Source organism: Pseudoalteromonas sp. SG43-4 (assembly GCF_014164325.1).
GTDB lineage: Bacteria > Pseudomonadota > Gammaproteobacteria > Enterobacterales > Alteromonadaceae > Pseudoalteromonas > Pseudoalteromonas distincta.
On sequence record NZ_JACJFB010000003.1, the window covers coordinates 150,896 to 170,543 of the forward strand.

20 protein-coding genes are annotated in these 19,648 nt (G+C 38.9%); 6 read left to right on the forward strand and 14 right to left on the reverse strand.

Annotation, left to right across the window (positions count from 1 at the left end; all coding sequences use genetic code 11):
• Positions 1 to 187: 187 nt before the first annotated feature.
• The 4 genes from H5160_RS04485 to H5160_RS04500 are packed head-to-tail and all read right to left on the reverse strand — an operon-like array spanning position 188 to position 3,137.
• The gene (locus H5160_RS04485) at positions 188 to 1,663 is read right to left on the reverse strand and encodes a P-loop NTPase fold protein (protein ID WP_182736893.1); all 1,476 of its coding nucleotides are present in this window, start codon (positions 1,661 to 1,663) and stop codon (positions 188 to 190) included.
• Positions 1,664 to 1,710: 47 nt separating this feature from the next.
• Entirely contained in the window at positions 1,711 to 2,103 is a 393-nt protein-coding gene (locus tag H5160_RS04490; protein ID WP_182736895.1) for an ACT domain-containing protein, read from the reverse strand.
• Between the two features lie 19 nt (positions 2,104 to 2,122).
• Positions 2,123 to 2,680 carry a DUF6942 family protein gene (locus tag H5160_RS04495; protein ID WP_182736897.1) on the reverse strand — a complete coding sequence of 186 codons (558 nt, stop codon included), beginning with the start codon at positions 2,678 to 2,680 and terminating at the stop codon, positions 2,123 to 2,125.
• Between the two features lies 1 nt (position 2,681).
• A complete protein-coding gene (locus H5160_RS04500) occupies positions 2,682 to 3,137 on the reverse strand; it encodes a YaiI/YqxD family protein (protein ID WP_002959175.1) in 456 nt (151 codons plus the stop codon).
• Between the two features lie 130 nt (positions 3,138 to 3,267).
• On the opposite strand from H5160_RS04500, the gene H5160_RS04505 reads away from it, so the two are divergent.
• A complete protein-coding gene (locus H5160_RS04505) occupies positions 3,268 to 3,798 on the forward strand; it encodes a lipocalin family protein (protein ID WP_182696560.1) in 531 nt (176 codons plus the stop codon).
• Positions 3,799 to 4,286: 488 nt separating this feature from the next.
• Here H5160_RS04505 and H5160_RS04510 read toward each other — a convergent pair whose 3' ends face one another.
• The 3 genes from H5160_RS04510 to H5160_RS04520 are packed head-to-tail and all read right to left on the reverse strand — an operon-like array spanning position 4,287 to position 6,558.
• Entirely contained in the window at positions 4,287 to 4,622 is a 336-nt protein-coding gene (locus tag H5160_RS04510; protein ID WP_182736899.1) for a DUF3325 domain-containing protein, read from the reverse strand.
• Positions 4,619 to 6,220: a PepSY domain-containing protein gene (locus H5160_RS04515; protein ID WP_182736901.1), complete on the reverse strand. Its 1,602-nt coding sequence runs from the start codon at positions 6,218 to 6,220 to the stop codon at positions 4,619 to 4,621. The genes H5160_RS04510 and H5160_RS04515 overlap by 4 nt, the downstream gene beginning before the upstream one ends.
• Positions 6,217 to 6,558 carry a hypothetical protein gene (locus H5160_RS04520; protein ID WP_002959167.1) on the reverse strand — a complete coding sequence of 114 codons (342 nt, stop codon included), beginning with the start codon at positions 6,556 to 6,558 and terminating at the stop codon, positions 6,217 to 6,219. The genes H5160_RS04515 and H5160_RS04520 overlap by 4 nt, the downstream gene beginning before the upstream one ends.
• A 227-nt stretch (positions 6,559 to 6,785) precedes the next feature.
• On the opposite strand from H5160_RS04520, the gene H5160_RS04525 reads away from it, so the two are divergent.
• The 3 genes from H5160_RS04525 to H5160_RS04535 all read left to right on the forward strand — a co-directional run bounded on the left by H5160_RS04525 (position 6,786) and on the right by H5160_RS04535 (position 8,815).
• Positions 6,786 to 7,142: a VOC family protein gene (locus H5160_RS04525; protein WP_024595859.1), complete on the forward strand. Its 357-nt coding sequence runs from the start codon at positions 6,786 to 6,788 to the stop codon at positions 7,140 to 7,142.
• 150 nt (positions 7,143 to 7,292) lie between these two features.
• A complete protein-coding gene (locus H5160_RS04530; RefSeq protein WP_182736903.1) occupies positions 7,293 to 7,874 on the forward strand; it encodes a uracil-DNA glycosylase family protein in 582 nt (193 codons plus the stop codon).
• Between the two features lie 86 nt (positions 7,875 to 7,960).
• Complete coding sequence (locus tag H5160_RS04535) at positions 7,961 to 8,815, forward strand: bile acid:sodium symporter family protein (RefSeq protein WP_182733082.1); 855 nt, start codon at positions 7,961 to 7,963, stop codon at positions 8,813 to 8,815.
• A gap of 315 nt (positions 8,816 to 9,130) precedes the next feature.
• On the opposite strand, the gene H5160_RS04540 is transcribed toward H5160_RS04535, so the two are convergent.
• Together H5160_RS04540 and dgt are read right to left on the reverse strand one after the other, a co-directional pair.
• Entirely contained in the window at positions 9,131 to 10,774 is a 1,644-nt protein-coding gene (locus H5160_RS04540; RefSeq protein WP_182736573.1) for a cell surface protein, read from the reverse strand.
• A gap of 72 nt (positions 10,775 to 10,846) precedes the next feature.
• Positions 10,847 to 12,313: a dGTPase gene (dgt, locus tag H5160_RS04545; RefSeq protein WP_182736575.1), complete on the reverse strand. Its 1,467-nt coding sequence runs from the start codon at positions 12,311 to 12,313 to the stop codon at positions 10,847 to 10,849.
• Positions 12,314 to 12,475: 162 nt separating this feature from the next.
• Here dgt and H5160_RS04550 point away from each other — a divergent pair, with 162 nt between their 5' ends.
• Positions 12,476 to 13,696 carry an alkaline phosphatase family protein gene (locus H5160_RS04550; protein WP_039488828.1) on the forward strand — a complete coding sequence of 407 codons (1,221 nt, stop codon included), beginning with the start codon at positions 12,476 to 12,478 and terminating at the stop codon, positions 13,694 to 13,696.
• Between the two features lie 90 nt (positions 13,697 to 13,786).
• On the opposite strand, the gene H5160_RS04555 is transcribed toward H5160_RS04550, so the two are convergent.
• On the reverse strand, positions 13,787 to 14,530 hold the full coding sequence (locus H5160_RS04555) for a zinc-dependent metalloprotease family protein (RefSeq protein ID WP_002959157.1): 744 nt from the start codon (positions 14,528 to 14,530) through the stop codon (positions 13,787 to 13,789).
• Positions 14,531 to 14,650: 120 nt separating this feature from the next.
• Positions 14,651 to 15,355 carry a hypothetical protein gene (locus H5160_RS04560; protein ID WP_182736905.1) on the reverse strand — a complete coding sequence of 235 codons (705 nt, stop codon included), beginning with the start codon at positions 15,353 to 15,355 and terminating at the stop codon, positions 14,651 to 14,653.
• Between the two features lie 378 nt (positions 15,356 to 15,733).
• Here H5160_RS04560 and H5160_RS04565 point away from each other — a divergent pair, with 378 nt between their 5' ends.
• Positions 15,734 to 16,891 (forward strand): benzoate/H(+) symporter BenE family transporter, encoded by a 1,158-nt coding sequence (locus H5160_RS04565; protein ID WP_002959155.1) that lies wholly within the window; start codon positions 15,734 to 15,736, stop codon positions 16,889 to 16,891.
• Positions 16,892 to 17,004: 113 nt separating this feature from the next.
• Here the strand turns inward: H5160_RS04565 and H5160_RS04570 are convergent, their stop codons facing one another.
• The 3 genes from H5160_RS04570 to H5160_RS04580 are packed head-to-tail and all read right to left on the reverse strand — an operon-like array spanning position 17,005 to position 19,605.
• Positions 17,005 to 18,054: a DUF2955 domain-containing protein gene (locus H5160_RS04570; RefSeq protein WP_024595851.1), complete on the reverse strand. Its 1,050-nt coding sequence runs from the start codon at positions 18,052 to 18,054 to the stop codon at positions 17,005 to 17,007.
• Positions 18,055 to 18,064: 10 nt separating this feature from the next.
• The gene (locus H5160_RS04575) at positions 18,065 to 19,129 is read right to left on the reverse strand and encodes an HlyD family secretion protein (protein WP_165723799.1); all 1,065 of its coding nucleotides are present in this window, start codon (positions 19,127 to 19,129) and stop codon (positions 18,065 to 18,067) included.
• An 8-nt stretch (positions 19,130 to 19,137) separates the two neighbouring features.
• Positions 19,138 to 19,605 carry a MarR family transcriptional regulator gene (locus H5160_RS04580; RefSeq protein WP_024595849.1) on the reverse strand — a complete coding sequence of 156 codons (468 nt, stop codon included), beginning with the start codon at positions 19,603 to 19,605 and terminating at the stop codon, positions 19,138 to 19,140.
• Positions 19,606 to 19,648: the final 43 nt, after the last annotated feature.

Consider the following 19,648-nt stretch of genomic DNA (forward strand, 5'->3'; position numbering starts at 1 on the left):
CTATTTAGCACCAATAAAAACACCGAGTGAACAAACTCGGTGTTTTTATATAACCCTCTCTACACCACGCTTTTATCTTATACGTAGGTCGGTTATGCGAAGCGCCACCCGACGCTCTAATGTTAATATTACTCAGATTGTTATTATATCAACCCGCACCTAATAGGTTTACCTGATGATCTTTTTATTATTCTATATGTCCAGATAGCTCAATTATTTTTTGATAATCTTCCCACATCCAATAATTACAATTTCCATTGCCTTCATAATTTATCATTTCTGAAATTAAATTCGCTATGCCTTTCCCTCCATCTGACTGCACATTTGAAAAATTCTTTGACTGTACTCGAAGTATACTTCTCTGCTCGGGAAATATGCTGTGACCACTTTCTGAAAAACATTTACTTCCACTAGTAATAGTCACACAGTCAAACATAGATTCGATGAAAGAACTTAAAGGATCACTTACAACAGGTCCGGTACTAATCTCGATAGTAAAACTAATCTCACTTGTATTACTTCTATTTACTTGCTTATCTAAGTGATGTTCTATGAGACCTACCATGAGCACAACTGTATTTATCAAAATATCAGAAGCTGTTAGTTGTTTTGCTGCATAATCTAAAGTTGCAAAAAAACGGTTTATGATTTGTTCAACTTCCCTTAATTCAATTTTATTAATCTTAAATAAGTTAGCAAAAAAATTTATATTACTTAACTGGTTAACAACATATGGATAAAGTAATACATTATCTTTTCTATACTTCTCAAAATCCAAATTTCTAGAGAGTAAATAATCTATCAAAGATACGGATGGAAGACTGACTTTTCGATCGAAAAACCGACGTAGATAGAGTTGTGCGTCAAAGTCAACCCCATATATTGACTTCACTGAATGTTCTAGGACTTCTGTATTGGTAGCAACTAAAAAGGTAAACCCATCAGTTTCGAAAAAGTGCTTAATAACCTCCAAAACTTCAATCGCATAATTTGGTCGGCACCTATCTAGTTCATCGATCAAAATAACGATTGGTATATTCAATGCGTAAATGATTTCAATTAGTTCAGATAAATAGGTTAAATATTCTTTTATATCTTTAACTGCCTGAATAGATTCTATATGGTTTTTTTGAATCGTTTCAGTGTACTTCTGCGATTGTGTCGAGGCATTAAAATTAGGAGTCACTTCAATTGCTTTGGATGCAGCTTTGGTCGCTGCAATTGTAATAGGATCGCCTGAGAACAAAACAGCAGACTCAGCGTATTTTAAACAAACTCCTAAACGACTCTTTAAATCATTAAACTTTTCTTTAGCGTTTTTCTTGTCTTTAACTTTTCCGCTCGGAGCCTTTTCTTTAAAAACATACTCAATTTGCTCTAATAACTCGCTGCAAATAACTGCAAGAGGGTTATTTGAAAAGTCACTTTCCCAAACATCTATATAAACAACAGGATGATTAAGGTTTGCTAACTCTACATATAAACGCCTAATAAATTCCGTTTTACCAGAACCATAAATGCCATTAAGATTAATTACGCGACTTTCTGATGTAAGAAACTGAGCTATAAATTGTCCAAATTCTTTTCTATTTGTTTTGCATGTATCCCAATTATACGTGTCTTTCCATTGATTAAACTTGCTAGCGTGATTTGAAACATCCATATATTTTTCCGTATATTTTTAAATAGTATCTATAGTTTACAAAAATCCTAACCAATCTCACAAAGCGCTTTCATCGCGGCTTGTGCTTTGTCTGTTTGTACAAAAATATGGTCGTGATAAAACGCAGCTACCACATTAGCGCTAATGCCATGCTCAGTTAGCTTTGCAGATACCGCAGCTGTTAGCCCAACGGCCTCTAAGCTTGAATGTACGTTAAGGGTAATTAAATTATATTTACCCTCGTAAGTAATACCTGCTTTGTCAGCAGTTTCAGCTTTTAAAATAAGGGTTAGCCCTTCTTCTTCAACATAAGTAGCAAGTGGCTCTAAGTGAACATAATCAGCCAATTTCCCTGCCAAACAGCAAAATATGTATTCACCTTGTTTAAGCACAGGCTGCATTGATTTTAATAATTCGTTTAACTCTAAAATTCCGGCCATGGTCGTTCCTTACAATGTGTTATTTTTTTAGCTGCGCGACTAGCTCGCTTAACCTCGCAATTTTTATATTACTTAATTGCCTGTAATCAAAATATGGGCACACAATAATGTTGTTACTGGTGTCTATTGCAAACTCGTCGTCGAGCCAATCAAATTGTGCATGCAACTTACCTTGTTGTAATAAGTTTTTAGCGTGCGTACGCCCAGCAATTATGTGTAGCTGATTTTGATTGCTAGTAGCTTTATCTGCGCAAGTAATAGTAGTGTCAGGCGCGCTAAATAGCAGGGCGGTTTTACTATTTTTTTGCAGTAAATACTCATCGCGATATTGTTGCCAAGTAGGGGCTTGTTTAGCAAATGAATAATGCTCACTTGGCAGGGAAAATAGCACTTTGGCGTAAACGTTAAACACTTTGCGCCAACCATTACCACAGTACTGGTTTATGGTATTTATTTGCTCATTTATAACCGGTTCTAGGCATTCAAGTGTTTCAAAAAAAGGCATTGGCGGCGCTTTTGCTACGTATACCGCCACGCTAAATTGCGTATCACCTAAGCCAACTAATTGGGTATTCAAGTTAGTTAGCCTTGTTTTGCGCTAAAATACGGTCGAGGTTATTTGCAAAGTTTTGGCGATCGGTTTGGCTAAGTGGCGGCGGCCCACCACTCATTTCTACGCCGCTTGAGCGCATGGTATCCATAAAGTCGCGCACGTTAAGTATTGAGCGGATATTCTCGGTGGTATAAAGCTCGCCACGTGGGTTGAGTGCTTGCCCGCCGTTATCAATTACTTCACTTGCTAGCGGAATATCGCCTGTAATAACTAAATCGCCTTTTTCAACACGTTTTACTATTTCGTCGTCGGCTACATCAAATCCCGACGATACTTGAACGCGGCTTATGTATTTTGACGGCGGAATACGCATTGCGTGATTCGCTACTAAAATAGTCTCGATTTTCATACGCTCTGCAGCTCTAAAAAGTATTTCTTTTATAACAACAGGACACGCGTCTGCATCTACCCAAATTTTCATGCTATGGTCATTTTTATTGCTTTAGAATTAATACGATCCTATAGCAAATTTTTTTAATCGGCTAGCAAACTTTATATCCATCTATATTTAGATAATACGTACGATTTATGTAATTAAAAAAGGAGCTTACATGAAGGCTATTAAATACGGTTTACTTATTACAGGGTTATTTTTTCTTAGTGCCTGCACCAGCCCTCCTGAGGGAATAACACCCGTTAAAAACTTTGATATACAAAAATATAAAGGCAAATGGTTTGAAATAGCGCGTCTTAATCACTCATTCGAAGAAGGGATGGAGCAAGTTACCGCGACTTATTCAATTAACGACGACGGCACAGTAAAGGTCCTTAACAAAGGGTATTTAACGGATGATAAAAAATGGGATGACGCCGAAGGCTTAGCCAAGTTTGTTAAGGGCACCGACACAGGGCATTTTAAAGTCTCGTTTTTTGGTCCATTTTATGGCGCTTACGTGATTTTTGAACTTGACCAACCCGATTATCAATATGCATTTATAACCAGTTACAACAAAGATTACTTGTGGTTTTTGTCGCGTACACCAACGGTTAGCAAAGAGCTTAAAGAACACTTTTTAACTAAAGCTAAAGAGTTGGGCTTTGCTACCGATGAAATAATTTGGGTAAACCAAGAGACTATGTAAAGGGGGTTTACAGTTAGTTATATACGTTTTTAAAGTAGTAATAAAAGAGTAATTTAATTGTAAAGTAACTTAAATATATTATGGTTATATTGTGTGTACTTGCCGTGAGACAGCAAGTATTGGAAACACTGAATATCCCCTATTGTTGGCAAGCTATATAGCTTGCCATTTTTTTTGCCTAGGGCGTGTTGATCTTTGTGGATTGAAATCTGTTCAATCTAGGGGCGATTAAATCGCGGCGCGAGGTTTGTAACCTAGTTGGCTAAGTAAAAACCGAGCAACAAAGAGTTAATCGTCCCTAGAAAGAACCCAAAGGGCAGCGCATGTTTGGTATTTATGCTGCGTTATCGCCTATTTATGGGGAATAACCACACTACATAGGCTCTGCCTTGCCTAAATACCAAACAGTCTGCTGCAAATTCACCCACCAAAGATCAACACGCCCTAATCTATGAGAAAATAACGGATCACGTTTTTACTAACTAAGGCTAGTTTAATGCTAAAAACAACCCACTTAGTACAACTAACACGCTATTTAAAACACTAAACCACTTCACGTAGCCTACTAAAAAATTATAAAAAACCATTATAATTAAGACACTTAGGCTCATAAATCCGCAAAATAGTAATGCACCATATCCATCTTGAGTAACTATACAAAGCACCAAGCTTAGTAAAATACTGATCCAAGCAACTAATAGCAGCTTTTTACGTTGGGATTCTGTAGGGCGTTTTTTAAATACATCTTTAAAATGATTATACTTAGCTAGCGCAAAACAGTTAAAACTGAGCAGGCATAGGCTAAACCCAAGTAAATCAATCATGGTTTTTGCCCTTTAAAGTTATTAGATTGACTAGGGCTGGTTATTTTTGAGTTGTTTTTAGCAGTACGTAATTTTTCGGTTTGTATAAAAAACAATATACTAAATAACAAAAACAGTGCATCAAAAGTAAATAAAGCCCACTGTTCGTGCATCAAATAGCTAACTAGATTACCGTTAGTTGTAAGTGCATTAATAACCGGTACGCTTAAACATGCAACAGCATTTATAGCTGCCATAACTCGCCATTGCAGTGTGTCGCGCTTTATAAGTGCTAAAAGAGCAACCGCTAGCCATGTTAAAAAGAACGCGAGTATTTCTTTATCGGCGCGCTCTGCGGTAGTTGGGCTAAGTAGTCTGTTAGCAATAAAAAATGCACACGTTGCCAGTGGAAGTCCCATAATAGTGGCTAGGTTTAACCCCTCAACTAGTTTTAAACCAAACGAAGGTTTAACGTTATTTTTAGTTCGCTCGCGAATTCGCTTAGCCCACATAATACAGCCAGAGCCAATCATTACACAGCCTGCAATACCGCCTAATACGTATAACCAACGCAGTAACCACGTAGCTAAACGCCCTGTATGCATTGAATTAAGTGATTCGTAAAGCGCTTTGCTGCTAGTTAGCTCGTCATCAGTTTTAGCGACCATTTGCCCTGTAGCACCACTAAATATTAAGCGTGGTGCTTGGTCACGCAGTGTTTTATCTGCGCTTACCAATACGGTAATTGTTGAAGCTGCCATATTTGGTTGGTTAACTTGTACGCGAGTAATATCTGCATGAGGCCACTTAGTATAAACCTGATCTAAAATGCGTTGTATTGGCACCATTGGCGATTCGCCTTGGGCTTTATCGGTCATGGTGTTGCGAGGGGTTACATCGTTAAAAAAGCCACGCATGCCGTTATCGTAAGACGTTTGCGCAGGGTAGGGAAACAACATAAATATAAGTGTAATTATACCCGTGTAAGTAATCATTAAATGAAAAGGAAGGGCAAGCACAGAGCTTAAGTTATGGGCATCTAACCATGTACGGCTACCTTTGTTACGCCTAAAGCTAAACATATCTTTAAAAATACGCTTATGAATAACCACCCCCGATATAATGGCAATCAGCATAAAAAAGCTAGCAAAGCACACAATCCAGCGTGCGGTTATTGCATCCATGTAATGTAAATCATAGTGCAGCCGATAAAAAAAGTTACCGCCTTTAGTATCTACAAAGGGCTCAAGCTCTTGCATGGTATTAGGGTTTAGCTGTGTGTTTTCAAACCGGCTGCGGCGCTGACCTGGCTCTTTTGGTTTTGCATAACCATAAATTAAATAAGGAATGCGTGGCTCGGGTAATGTAATACGCCAGCTTGATGAGTGAGCTCCATGGTTAGCTAAGTAATCAAATCCGGTAATTATTTGTTGTTTTTGCGCTTCTATACGCTGTGTTTGGGCTTGCACATTATGAATGGCTGGTTGATTCCACAACGTTATTTCGTCTCTAAAAAAGCTAAGAGTCCCTGCAAAAAATATTAAATATAATAACCAACAAACGAGTAACCCTACCCAAGTGTGCAACCAAGTCATCGATCTGAAAAAGCTGTCTTTCATACCCAACCCTTCAGTAATGCAAGCAATCCTATGAACGCTCCTGTACTTAGTAAAATACTGATCCATACTGTTTTTAATGATTTAACGCTAAAAGCATAAATAAATACAACGGCATAAATTAAAATGCTGATTGAAACACTAAACAGCACAGCGTCTTGTTTAGCTATTGGCAATACAAAACTTAATAACGCAGTGCTTGCAGAGGTAAAAGCATAGCCACCAATTATGGCAATAAAAAAACGTAAAAATACCAAAACTCGATAACTGCTTACGCTTTTTACTATAAGCGCAATCACGTTAACCTTATCGAATGGCGCACTGTGCAAAGGTGCCTGCATAGTTAATTAATCCCTTTATTTAAAGCTGAGGATAAAACAAAGGCGCTATTATATATGTTACAAATACAAAAGATAGTTATTCTCATTTGTGATATTTAATTTTTAAGTAAGTTATGCTTACTTAATTACTTAGTAAAATACTGATCTGATATTGTTTAATGATATTGCACAGGCTCTATGTAAAGCTTAAGGTTAATAAACTGAGTAAAAATAAAGAGTGAATAACGATGAGCGATCACGAAAAACTAAATTACGTTGAGTTTCCTGCATGCGACTTACCCGCAACTAAGGCCTTTTTTAGTCGTGTATTTAATTGGCAGTTTACTGACTACGGCCCAGAATACACGGCGTTTAGTGGCCAAGGGCTCGATGGTGGCTTTTTTAATGCGCCGCTTAAATCGCTAACTCAAAACGGTGCTGCGCTATTGGTTTTTTATAGTAACGACATTCACGCCACGTATAGAAAAGTACAACTCCATGGTGGCACAATATTAAAACCTATTTTTGAATTTCCGGGTGGTTGCCGGTTTCATTTTGCAGAGCCAAGCGGCAATGAATTTGCTGTATGGGCCGAGCAACGCTAGGTTTTACAAGGCTTGTAGCGCGAATGAGCTTAAAGATCACGATTTTACTAACTAACGCTCGTTTTAATTAAAATAAACCGATTTTTTACCAACTCATTTATCCTAAATGGCCATTTAGGATAAATATTAAGCATTTAAGGCCAAATAAACATGAATAGTCACCAATTAATAGAGCAAGTTAGTAAATGCATGATCTGTGAACCTCATTTACCTTTAGGGGCTCGCCCTGTTATACAATTTAACCAAAACGCACGTATTTTAATTGCAGGGCAAGCACCTGGAATCAAAGTTCACGAAACAGGTGTGCCGTTTAACGATGCAAGCGGAAACCGCCTGCGAGAATGGCTTGGGCTAACACGTGATGAATTTTACGACGCTAATAATATAGCCATTTTACCTATGGGCTTTTGCTACCCGGGTAGGGGGAAGTCGGGTGATTTACCACCGAGAAAAGAATGTGCGCCTGCATGGCGCGAGCAATTATTGGCTGCACTACCAAATCTTGAGCTGACAATAGTGCTTGGTAAATACGCGCAGGCGTATCATTTACCAGAGACTAAAAAAATGCCACTTACGGAGTTAGTAAAATCGTGGCGTGAGTATTGGCCAAATTATTTAGTGCTTCCACATCCGAGTCCGCGTAATAATATATGGCTTAAAAAGAACCCATGGTTTGAACAAGATGTACTTCCAGAACTAGATAAGCACGTGGCTGCTATTTTAAATAAGTAATACTTCTAGTTATTGTAAAGGGGCGTTACAGTTAACTTAAAAATTAACACTCTAATTAAAAACAATAACAAACGAGGCTGTCTAATTTGAATGCATCTATATTAACTGAAGTAATACTTCCACTCGCCCTTGCACTTATTATGTTTGGTATGGGTCTTGGGCTCACAACAACCGATTTTACTCGTTTATTTAAAAGCCCGCTTGGCATTGTCATGGGTTTAATAGGCCAACTTGTAGCAATGCCTTTATTAGCATTAGGGCTGTGTTATTTACTAAACCTACCAACGCCTATCGCTATTGGTTTAATGATATTAGCTGCTTGCCCCGGCGGTACTATGTCAAATGTAGTAAGCCAGCTTGCTAAAGCTAATTTAGCGCTTTCGGTAAGTTTAACAGCTGCCTCTACCGCAATTAGTATAATAACCACACCGTTTATTATTGGCTTTGCTATGAGTCAGTTTGCCCCAGCAGACGATGCTACTTTTTCTATTTTAACTACTTCATTAGGGCTATTTTTTATTACCTTAGTGCCAGTTGCTATAGGCATTTGGTTGCGTCACTTTAAAAGTGATTTTGCCATTAAAGCAGAGCCGTTTTTTAGACGCTTCTCGTTGTTTTTTATGCTTATGATGATTGCCGCACTAGTAATAAAAGAGCGCGATTTATTAGTTAGCTCATTTAACAACGTATTTTGGGCGTGCATAGCGCTTAATATTGGTTCAATGGTTGTTGGTTGGTTAATTGCTAAGTGTTCAAAATTAAATTTAACTGATTCGCTGACGCTTTCAATTGAGGTTGGAATTCAAAATGCATCGTTAGCTATTTTAATCGCTATTAGCTTTTTAAATAAACCAGAATACGCAGTTACCGGTGGCGTGTATGGCCTTGCCATGTTTATAGGACCACTGCTATTAATTGGCGGGTTAAAGCTTAAAAAATAAACTTATCTAGGGCATGTTGACCAAGTTACTTTAATTTATGGCTGCGGATAACGTAGCCGTAAACTCAAGTCTAAAAATACCACCAGTTAAATGTATGCTCTGCACTCATCGCGCCAACAAGTTGTAAGCTTATAAAACACTCTCAAGCTTGAATATTGAACCAGGCGCTGAACTTGCTCGCGCAAGGAGCGAAGCTCCTAATTACTAAAGCGCATTTTAGGATGGGATAAGAGTGTAAGTAATACGGTAAAAAAGCAGTTAATTATTTAGTTACTAAAATAGCGCCTCAAATATGAGGCGCGACTTTAAAACTTACTATTTGGTTTGCATGTTTCTAGCGCGTTCTTCTGCATCTATTAATGCTTGCGATTTAGGCGCGCGTTTTTTCTCTTCTATTTTGGGTTTTTCAGTCGAGTCAGGATCCCAGCTTGAGTCTAACGACAAGTTAGCAAATGGATTGTTATTGTCTGCTTTTTTAGGCTCACTTTGTGGCTCATCAACTGGCGGTGTTGTTTGTGCTTGCTCAGGTGTTGAGCTTTGTTTTTTAGGCATCGGCTTTTCACCAGGTAATGGTGCATCTGGGTTAAATGTACGTACCTCTGGTTCTTTAAAGTCTTGCTCTGTTGTATATGTAGTCGATTGAGCGTCAGCAATTTGCTCTGGTGCGTGTAAATCTACAACCGGCTCACTCGCTGTTACTGGCTCAGGAGTACTAATAACAGGCTCTACAGTGTTATGTTCGGCTTCTATTGGCGCAGGCTCCGTTATATGAGCAGTATGGTGCTTACGTTGTTTTTTTACAGGCTTTGCATCTGGATCAAAGTCGCGTACTTCTGGCTCATTAAAGCTGCTGGCATTTTTAATACGCTCTAAGGTTGTTTTGGCGGCGGCTTCAAACTCGGCTGTATTAGGCTCTGGTTTTTGTTTTACTTCGTTAAATGTAGCGGTACTTGTTTGCTCTAAAGTATCAATTGAGTTAAGCGGTGTAGGCTCAATTTCGCTTGTTTGCACTTGTGTAGCTACGTTGTTTTGCTCATCTGAAATTTGCGGTGGTGTATGTTCAATATCAGCATTTTGTGTAGTGTTAGTAGGCTCTAAAGGCTCTTCATTTGCCTCTACGCTGCTCTCAACTGGTTTATTATTTTGAGTTACTTCGTTGATGACGACAGGCTCAATCTCTGGCTCTTTTGTAGTTTCAGGTTTAGCTGGCGTAGCAATTTTTTCTGATTTAACTTCAGGTGGAGCCGCTATAGTCGGTTCTGCCATCACTTTACTTTGTTTTGCACGGCGCAGGCGCACGACTATCATAGCGCCAATAAGTACCACTATAACAAGTATTAAAGTGGGTAAAAGTAAAGAGCTTGGGCTTTGTGCTATAGGTTGCGGCGCAATAACTGGCGCTGGTTTAGTTAACACCGGTGCTGGTTTTACAAGTACAGGATTTTCAGGCGTAGGTTGAACGTTTTGCTCTGGCGTCGCAGGTTTTACTTGCTCTATTGCGGCTTCGTTTTTTTGCTCTGTAACTACTTGCTCGGGTACTGCTGTTGTTGGCTCTGCATCAATTACTATTTCGTTACTGTTGGTATTTAGCTGATCATTTATTTGTTGTTTTTGATCATTAGTTAAATTAAGGGTTTGCTCGTTGATGCTTTCTTTAACAGCTTCTTCAGTAGGTTTAATTACAGGGGCAGGTTCAACAATTTTAGGTTGTGGCTGAGTAATAATAGTCGGCTCAGGCTCTATTATTTGGGGCTTAGGTTGTGCTTGAATTTCTTTTGGCTTATTACAGTTATTTTTGTAATCACGCGCAGCTTTACGGTATTTTTGACTCGCTTTATTATTACTATTTTGCTGCATTTCTTGTTTAATTAAAATGCACATAGCTTCGTTGTATGCAGCACTTTGCGCACTATAAAATAAGGCAAAGCAAAGGGTAAATCTAATTAGTTTTGATATCATGAAGTTATGCGCGCTTAAATATTAATAGTTTGATTTTAAGCGCAAAATTAAAAATTATCCAGAGTAATACGTCTAATCAATAACCATAAGGCTGCGATATTCATCGTAAGCAAATTGGTCGGTCATACCGCTTATATAATCTTGAATTAATCTACAGCGATAATAAAATTCATACGCCGCAAAGTGATCGGGCTCTTCTTGCATCGCATCTATTGCGTGTTGGTAACTGTTTAAGTGCTTTTTAGAGAGCTTTTTAACAAGTCGCGACTCTATTAATAAACGTGAATCGCCATTTAGTGCACGCTTAAAGTCATCCTTGTTTAGTAGCAGTAATGGTTTATAGCAATCGAGCAAACCATTAATTATGCGATACCCTTGTAGCTCTAATTTTTCGACTTCTTTGTTTGAAAATACATGCTCAAGTGCCACTTGCTTTAGCATTTTGGTTACAGCGTGTAGATGGCTCCTATCTTCTAAAAGTGCTTGGTTAAAATCGCCATGATAAATAGGTTCTATGTTCTCAATAAAGCGTTTTGCAGCATGTCCAACTAGCGGATGTAAAAGTGCTACGCGCAGGTATATAAAAAATTCGCTGTTAAAGTTATATGGTTGTGCTTTGGCGCGCTCATGTGCGTAGTCAACTGCTTTATCTACAAAAGTTTGGTGCTCTGTATCGTCTATTGTTAGGTTTATAAGTGCTTTTTTATAATGACTTTTAAGCTGTGTACATAAGAATTCGGTGCTTATGATCCCTTTTTCAACAGCATCCTCTATATCGGCTAGGCAATACGAAATGTCGTCGGCGGCTTCCATTATATAACTTGCTGGATGGCGGCAATATGGCTCAATAGTGAGCTCTTTTTGTAGTGCTTCAACAAAGTTTTTTTCGCTGTAGTAGTAACCTACTTTTTTCATTAAGTAGTTTTTATTTTGCGGTATATCTTTTGTATCAAGCCCTGCAGGGCGAGTGTATTTTAAAATACCAGCACTTTGGCTGTAAGTTAAATTAAGCGTTTGCAACGAATGAATTATACGTATGCCTTGAGCGTTGCCTTCAAAGTTACAAATATCAAGCGCAAGGTGTTTAAAAACAACACCTATACCGGTATTGGGCTCTTTGCAGCGCTCGGGTGTTACGCTTGCTAGGTTGTTATTAAACCAGTGGTTTATTGCAGCTTCGCCAAAATGTCCAAACGGTGGGTTGCCTATATCGTGCATTAGGCAGGCCATTTCTACTAAGCTTTCTAGGGGGCGTTCTAGGTCGGTTAAACCGTAATCTTTTTGTTGTTGGTAGCTTAAATTTGCAAAAATACGTTGCACTATAAAACGACCAACCTGTTGTACCTCAAGCGAGTGAGTTAAGCGCGAACGAACAGCTGCGTTACGTTCAAGGGGAAACACTTGGGTTTTTTGCTGAAGCCTGCGAATAGCGGCACTGTTAATAATACGGCCACGGTCGCTTTCTAGCGCCATTTGTAAGTTAGAGGTTGTGCGATACATTCGTGCTGGCGTTATTTTTTTACTAAAATCTATGGTCATCTTTATACTTATCCTTTTTACAATTGATGACTGGCATAGTTTTTAGCACATAGTCATTTGTCTTTAATATACAGGGTTTAATCTATCAGTTTGTATCATAAAGTAACAACTTGCTTTAAAATAATTTTTTGAGTAATTGTTGTGCATTTATAGGTGTTTATAATGAAACAGTGGATTTTAAAGGCAGTATCAATTTGCCTAATGTTAGGAATGAACAGCGCATTTGCTGCAAAAGAGCAAACTGTGGTGCTTGTATCAATTGATGGCCTGCGTTGGGATTATATTGAAAAACACGGCGCACCAAATTTAAAAGCAATGGCCGAGCGCGGTGTTCGCGCACAAAAACTAATACCTGTTTATCCGACTAAAACGTTTCCTAACCATATTTCTATTATTACGGGCTTACTGCCAGTAAATCATGGCATTGTTGATAATAGCTTTTGTGATAAAGCGCGTAAAAACGACTGTTACAGCATGGGCAAAGCATTGGGCGATAGCACTTGGGTGAAGGGGATTCCGCTTTGGAATTTAGCAAAAATGCAGGGGCTTAAATCGGCTACTTATTTTTGGCCTGAGTCAGATGCATTATTTAACGGCATGACACCAGATTACTTTTATCACTATTCTAAATACAGCGATTACCAAAGCCGTGTTGATCAAATTATTCAATGGTTAAGTTTGCCAAAAGCACAGCGCCCACGTTTTATTGCGAGTTACTTTTCGCTAGTTGATAGCATGGGCCATGAGTTTGGACCAGACGCACCACAAACGCGAGATGCAGTTAAACAGCTTGATGAATTAATGGGGCAATTACAAACTCGCTTAAGTAAATTAGAGCAAGAGGTAAACTTAGTTATTGTCTCGGATCATGGTATGGCGAGTATAGATCCAGATAAAAGTATTGATGTAACCACACTGCCTCAAGATGAAAACTTTTTAGTTAAAAACACCGGTCCACGTTTACTCATATACACTCAACCCGATGCAATAAATGCGGATATAGCCGGCTATAAAGCTCGTTTACAAAAAGCAGCAAACGGTCGTTATACAGTATTAACTGACGAGCAGTTAGCAGCGTACCATTACAATAAAGGCACTCGCGTAGGCGATATTGTGGTGCAAACTACAGCGCCAGCGGTATTTACCAATGGTAAAAAACCAACCTATTTAGGGACTCACGGTTATGCATATACCGAGGATATGGCAGCATCATTTATTGCTGTAGGCCCTGCATTTAAACAAGGTATAAGCCTTAAAGAAGTGAGTAACCTTGATATCTACCCAGTACTTGCAAAAGTGATGGGGCTTAAATTGTTAAACAAAGTAGATGGCAATGGTAAAACATTAATGCCAGCAATTAAGCAAAAAGTGGTTGTGCATTAGCTTAATCTATAAGAGCGCGTAAGCGCTCTGCAGGGAAGAACATGTTAAAACTTTAAAGTGGGCTATTTAGCCCACTTTTTAATGCGCTACTTATTTAAAGTTAGCAATACTTGTTTTTGTAGCAGTAACCGTGCGAATTGCATACGCTTGGTTTGTAATACCAAAAGCAATACCATTTACGCTCCAGTTAGGGTTAGAGAAGTAATCGTACTGAGTTGCGCTACCGTAAACGTGCGGGTAAGCCATAATACTTGCAAACTCATTTTGTACGCCATGACCCATGCCATCTACATATACACCGCCAGATGTGTCACCTTGTTTGCGTGAATGCGCTAAACCTTGGTTATGACCAAGTTCGTGTACAAATGTAGTTGCACCACAATCAATTGCAGTGATTGAGTACATACGGCTGCTCATTGAGCTATATAGATTGCCATTAGTGCCTTGGCCAACCCACGCTAAACCACATGAAATAAGCCCATTGCCAGCACTTTGGCCAGTACCTAATACGGCAATCATGTCGGCTTTCCAATCGCTGCGTAAACCATCTACGTAGCTGCTATTTGTAACCGAATCTAACCAATCCTCAGACGGCGTTACTGCGTAGTCACCTAAGTTTTGTTTGCCAGCTAAGCGTAGTGTTATATCAACGCCATTTTGGCTATATACCTGATTACTAAAAGCAATTAGTTGATTTATTTTAGTGTCAATATTACTAGTTGCGGCAGCTGATTGGTCGGTATATAAAATACCGATATCGATTGTTTCTGCTTGTGCAACACTTGCTGCACATAATGCCGCAGCCAGTGCTGTTGTTGTGATTACTTTTTTCATTATTGTATTTCCTTACTCTTGTTGTGGTTGGAACTGTTTTTAACTTGGTTGAGATCATAAAAAGCAGACACACTAAAGCTGCCTTATAGTGCGGCTTTAATTGCTTTTTATATTTTTTGGTTAGCCATCAATTTTTGGTGCAAATATATCGATGCTTTTATCTGATTTGGGTTTTGGTGCGGTTACTTCATGCTCTATGTGGCTTTTATATAAATCGCGTTTTGCTGCAATCCATCCGTACTTACCTTTACTTTCGAATACATAGTTGCCAGAAGGTGCAGTAAATTGGCCATATACGGCATCTTTACCTACCGTTAAAACGGTATTATGCATGCGACCGTCAACACCCACTATTTTACCAAATATGCTCTTATCGCCATTTTCAGACTCAACCACATTAGTCACTTCTGCGGTGAATGTTTCGGCTGTTTGCGGAATAGCTAAATCAAAGTTTTCGCCAGTTTCTAACGCCTCTAAAGAATTTAAATCAAACTCAATATAGGCCTCGTTATGTAAGTCAGTCGGTAAAACTTTTGCATTTATAAGCACTTGCTTTGCTTTGTCTGATAGGCGATTTACGGCATCAAATTCTTCAAACGGTAAGTTGTTGTCAGGGGCAGCAATGGGTTTAACAGTAATTGGATCTTTACTCATATCAATAGGTGCAGGGGGATGCGTATTGCGCGTTTTTTGTAAATCAATAGGAACAAAATCAATAGCAACAGGCGCGATAGGTTCGCCCGTTTCATCTGCATTAAAAAATAGCCCATAAACTGCAAATGCCGATAATGGTATAGCAATTAGTAAGACGACAGATCTCTTCATTTGTTTCTCTTTTAGTGTTTTTGGTTAACTATTTGTTACGTTTTATATTATTAAATGGATTAGATCAAGATAATAAATGTAACCGAAAAGAATTATTTCTTAATTTTATAATTCCTTATAAAATATAAGGATATTTATTTTTGGTGTGTTTTTTGCTCTTTTTAGTATTGGTTTTTAGTAGTGTTTACGCGGGCTTTGGCGCAGTTGTAGGTACTTGTTTGTTTAGTTAAATACAATGGTTAAAAGTGACTTTTTGACGTTAATTACAATGAAAAATAAAAAGTGAATTTATTTCACCTTTTGTAAACCAATCGCTAATTGCAATGTAATTATTGGGCACGTATGTTGTGAGCTGCATAAATGCATTACGAGGAATTTATGAAGGTGTCTGATCAGTTGCTTAACCGAATTACAGCAGGACTTGTGGCTGTAATTATTGGTTTTTCGAGTTCTATTGCATTAATTTATCAGGTAGTGATAACCCTTGGTGGTACGCCCGATTTAGTAGCTAGTTGGATTTTAATGCTCGGTTTAGTGATGGGCACAACGTCAATTGGTTTATCGTACTATTACAAAGTACCTGTTTTAATTGCGTGGTCTACCACGGGAGCTGCATTACTTATTTCAAGTGCCCAAGGGTATAACTTAAATGAGGCTATTGGCGCGTTTATGCTCAGTGCATTGCTCGTGTTTTTGTCGGGGGTTACGGGCTGGTTTGAAAAAATAATGAACCGTATTCCAAGTGAGCTTGCATGCGCCATGTTGGCCGGCGTGCTTGTTACCTTTGGTATCGATGTGTTTAATTTTATGAACGACATGCCTTTAGTAATTGGTTTAATGGTCGTTATGTACTTTATTGGTAAACGCTTTTTTGCCCGCTTTGCTATGTTAAGCGTGCTTATTATAGGTGTATTACTCGCTTGGCAAATGGGCCATATTGATACCAGCGCGCTGCACTGGAAAATGAGCGAATTTGCTTATATTGAACCCGCTTTCCACTTGCAAGCATGTATTAGTATAGGCTTACCACTTTATATAGTTACCATGACTTCGCAAAATTTACCGGGTATTGCGGTTTTAAAAGCACATAAATATAAAGCGCCTATATCTGCATCTCTTAATGTTACTGGCTTTGTAAATATGCTTAGCGCTCCTTTTGGAGCCTACTCTATTAATTTAGCCGCGATTACCGCAGCTATTTGTATGAGTGATGAAGCGGATAAAAATCATGATAAACGTTATTGGGCGAGTATAGCGGCTGGCGTATTTTATATTTTAATGGCGTTGTGCGCAGCTACATTAGTTGGCTTGGTAGCAAGTTTACCGCAGGCACTTATTTTAGCTTTGGCGGGCATTGCGCTATTTGGCACCATTGCTAATAGTTTGCAGCAAGCCCTTAGTAGTACTGAATATACTGAGGCCGCAATAGTCACTTTTTTAGTAACTGCATCTAACTTAACATTACTTTCAGTGGGGTCTGCTTTTTGGGGGATTATAGCGGGTGTGCTAACGCTTATTATCACCAGGAAAGACTAAAAACTGTGAATATGTAAAGCGAAAATACTGCTCATATAGATGATTAAAATAGTTTAACCAAGCTTATTAAAAAGGCTGCAATTGCAGCCTTTAGTTTTACAAACAGGGTTTACCTAATCATAAGTATGATGGCGAGTTACGCTAAACCGATTAAGTATATGGTGCATAACATACACAACACATAAGCTTAAGATTATAGCCACAGATACCGAACTAAACCGGTACATTGCACTATAAACAAGATCTTGGCCTGGCCCGAGTGAATTTCCAAACAAAATACCAAATGTAGTCAATACACCAAAACCAATGCCAGGTATGCCTCCGCCTAAAATATGAAAGCGCGCAAAAACAAACGAAAGTATCCACAAAATAGCCATCGGAAAAAGTAAAAAATCAGAGTGACTGTACAAAAATAGTTGCGATAGTAACGCTGCATTACAGCCTATAAGCGTTCCAATTGCTCGCTGCCAACCGGCCATACCTGCGGCTTTCCAGCACAACGAAAATAAAATAAGCACAGAAGCTGCCTGCGCAGATATTGAGTCTTGTAAATCAAGAACCTGAAAAACAACAAAAGAGAGCGTAGCCACGGTTGAGCATAACAATACCTCATGGCGAATACTTTCTTTTGCTTTAGCTGGCATTACTCGCCCGGGCCTTGCGGTTACATCAGGAAATAGGCCATGCATTAATGCTCCAATAATAACGGTTAAAAATATAGCCAAACCATTAGTTAAAATTAATGGATAAATACTGCTTCCTTGATCAACATAGCTGGAAAAATGCAGCTGAATAGAAAGACTGATCACGCCTAAAGCGCCAAATAAAAAGGCACTACCGCTACTCATTTTATGAAATAAAAAGCAGAAAACACCAAACACTAACAATGTCATAACGACTGGTAAGTGAGAAAATAATCCCTGCATTATCAGCACTATAAGTGCGCTAAATGCAGCAGATGCTATAAATTGATTTATAAGCCCACGACTTAACGTAGGTACCATGCCCAATATCAACATAGGATAAACGGTAAAAAATATACCATTGGGCCAGTTCATTAATTCACTAATAGTAAAGCCAAGGGTACACCCACCTGCAATGCGCAGTGCTTGGCGAAGGCCATTGGAGTCTAATTGTGGGCCTTGGCTAACAATTTGAGTCATAAAGCCTCCATTAATAAATGTAGTGTAACCAGCTAATAAACCTGATTTGTGCAGAGCCAAACCATTGCCCAATTGTTGATTCTGGTAATAATTGTACTGTTGCACGTGAGCCACTAGGCATGTTTGCTATTAAGTCTTGATGATTAATGAGCTTTAAGTGAATGCGTTGACGCTGTGCATCACGCACCCAACGATTACTGGTTTCTGTTGTACTTAGTAAACCATTAGCACTAAGTTGACCACTGCTAACGCCTGCTTCAAATGTTTCAAGTATTGCGTCGTAAACTTCACCTGGACGGCTATCAAATACTACGCGCGCTTGGGTGCCTTGCTTCATATTTGTGAGTGACTTTTCTCTAAAGTCGGCAACTAAATCTGCCTTTTTAGCAACAATAGCTAATAACGGGCTGCCTGCAACTGCGTATGCGCCGTTTAATAATTGTAAGTTAGCAACTACGCCGTCACTTAATGCGCGCACTTTTGTGTAGGATAAATTTAGCTCAGCTTGCGCTAACTGGTTAGCAGCGTGGCGCATGGCTAAGTTTTTGTTCCCTGAGTCACCTCTAGCTAAAACCGCTTCAGCTAACTGCGCTTCAAGGGCTGCAACATTTGCTTTACTCGCTTCAAAATTAGCACGAATGCTTTCAAGTTCTTGCTCCGATATAGACTTTTGCTTATAGAGCTTTTCGCCTCTGCTTTTTAATAGTTTTTGCTCATGCTGTTTAGCGTTTGCAGCACTTATTTGTGCCTCAAGCGCTTTAACATTGGTATCAAGGCGTTTATTTTGTAATTTGGCATCATCAAGGGCGAGTTGAGCTTGTTCTTTAGCTAAATTATATGGGCCTTCATCGATACTAAATAATATATCGCCTGCTTTAACTGATTGGTTATTACTAACTTGCACACTAGTGACTCGGCCACTAATTTGCGGTGATATTTGCACAACAGGGTGATAAACACGTGCTTGTGGTGTCACAGGCAAAACCATATCGGCCACTAAATAGTAAATAAATACTAAGATAAACCCTATGAGAGAAAACCTTACATAGCGTGCAAACTTTTGATCCGGTGTCATTTTTAGCCTTACTTATTAACTTGAATACATTTAAGGGCGTTTTGCTCTATTTTGATCAAACCAAATGCAATCGCATCTAGTTGCTCAACAGATAAACCGCTGTATAACTGATTTTTTATATCGGAAATAGTCTCTTGCAATGAATGTAAAATGGCATCACTTTGCTCAGTAAAATAGAGTCTTTTACTGCGCTTATCATGTTTGTCTACACGGCGAACAATTAACGATTGCTCCTCTAATTGCTTAAGCGTACGAGTCAATGAAGGCATTTCTATCCCTAAGCTATTAGCAAGCTCAAGTTGTGTTAGTCCCTCACCACGCATACTAATATGCATTAGTGCAGTCCAGCGCGATTGAGTAAGCCCTAAAGGCTCAACTGCAATGGTTACCGCTTCGCGGCATAAGCGATGAACTCGGCCCATATTACCGATAACAGTTAAATCGAGTGTTTCGTGAAAAGGTTTGTGTGTAGGCATAGCCATCCCAACATAGTTAGCAAGCTAACTATTTTATCATTAC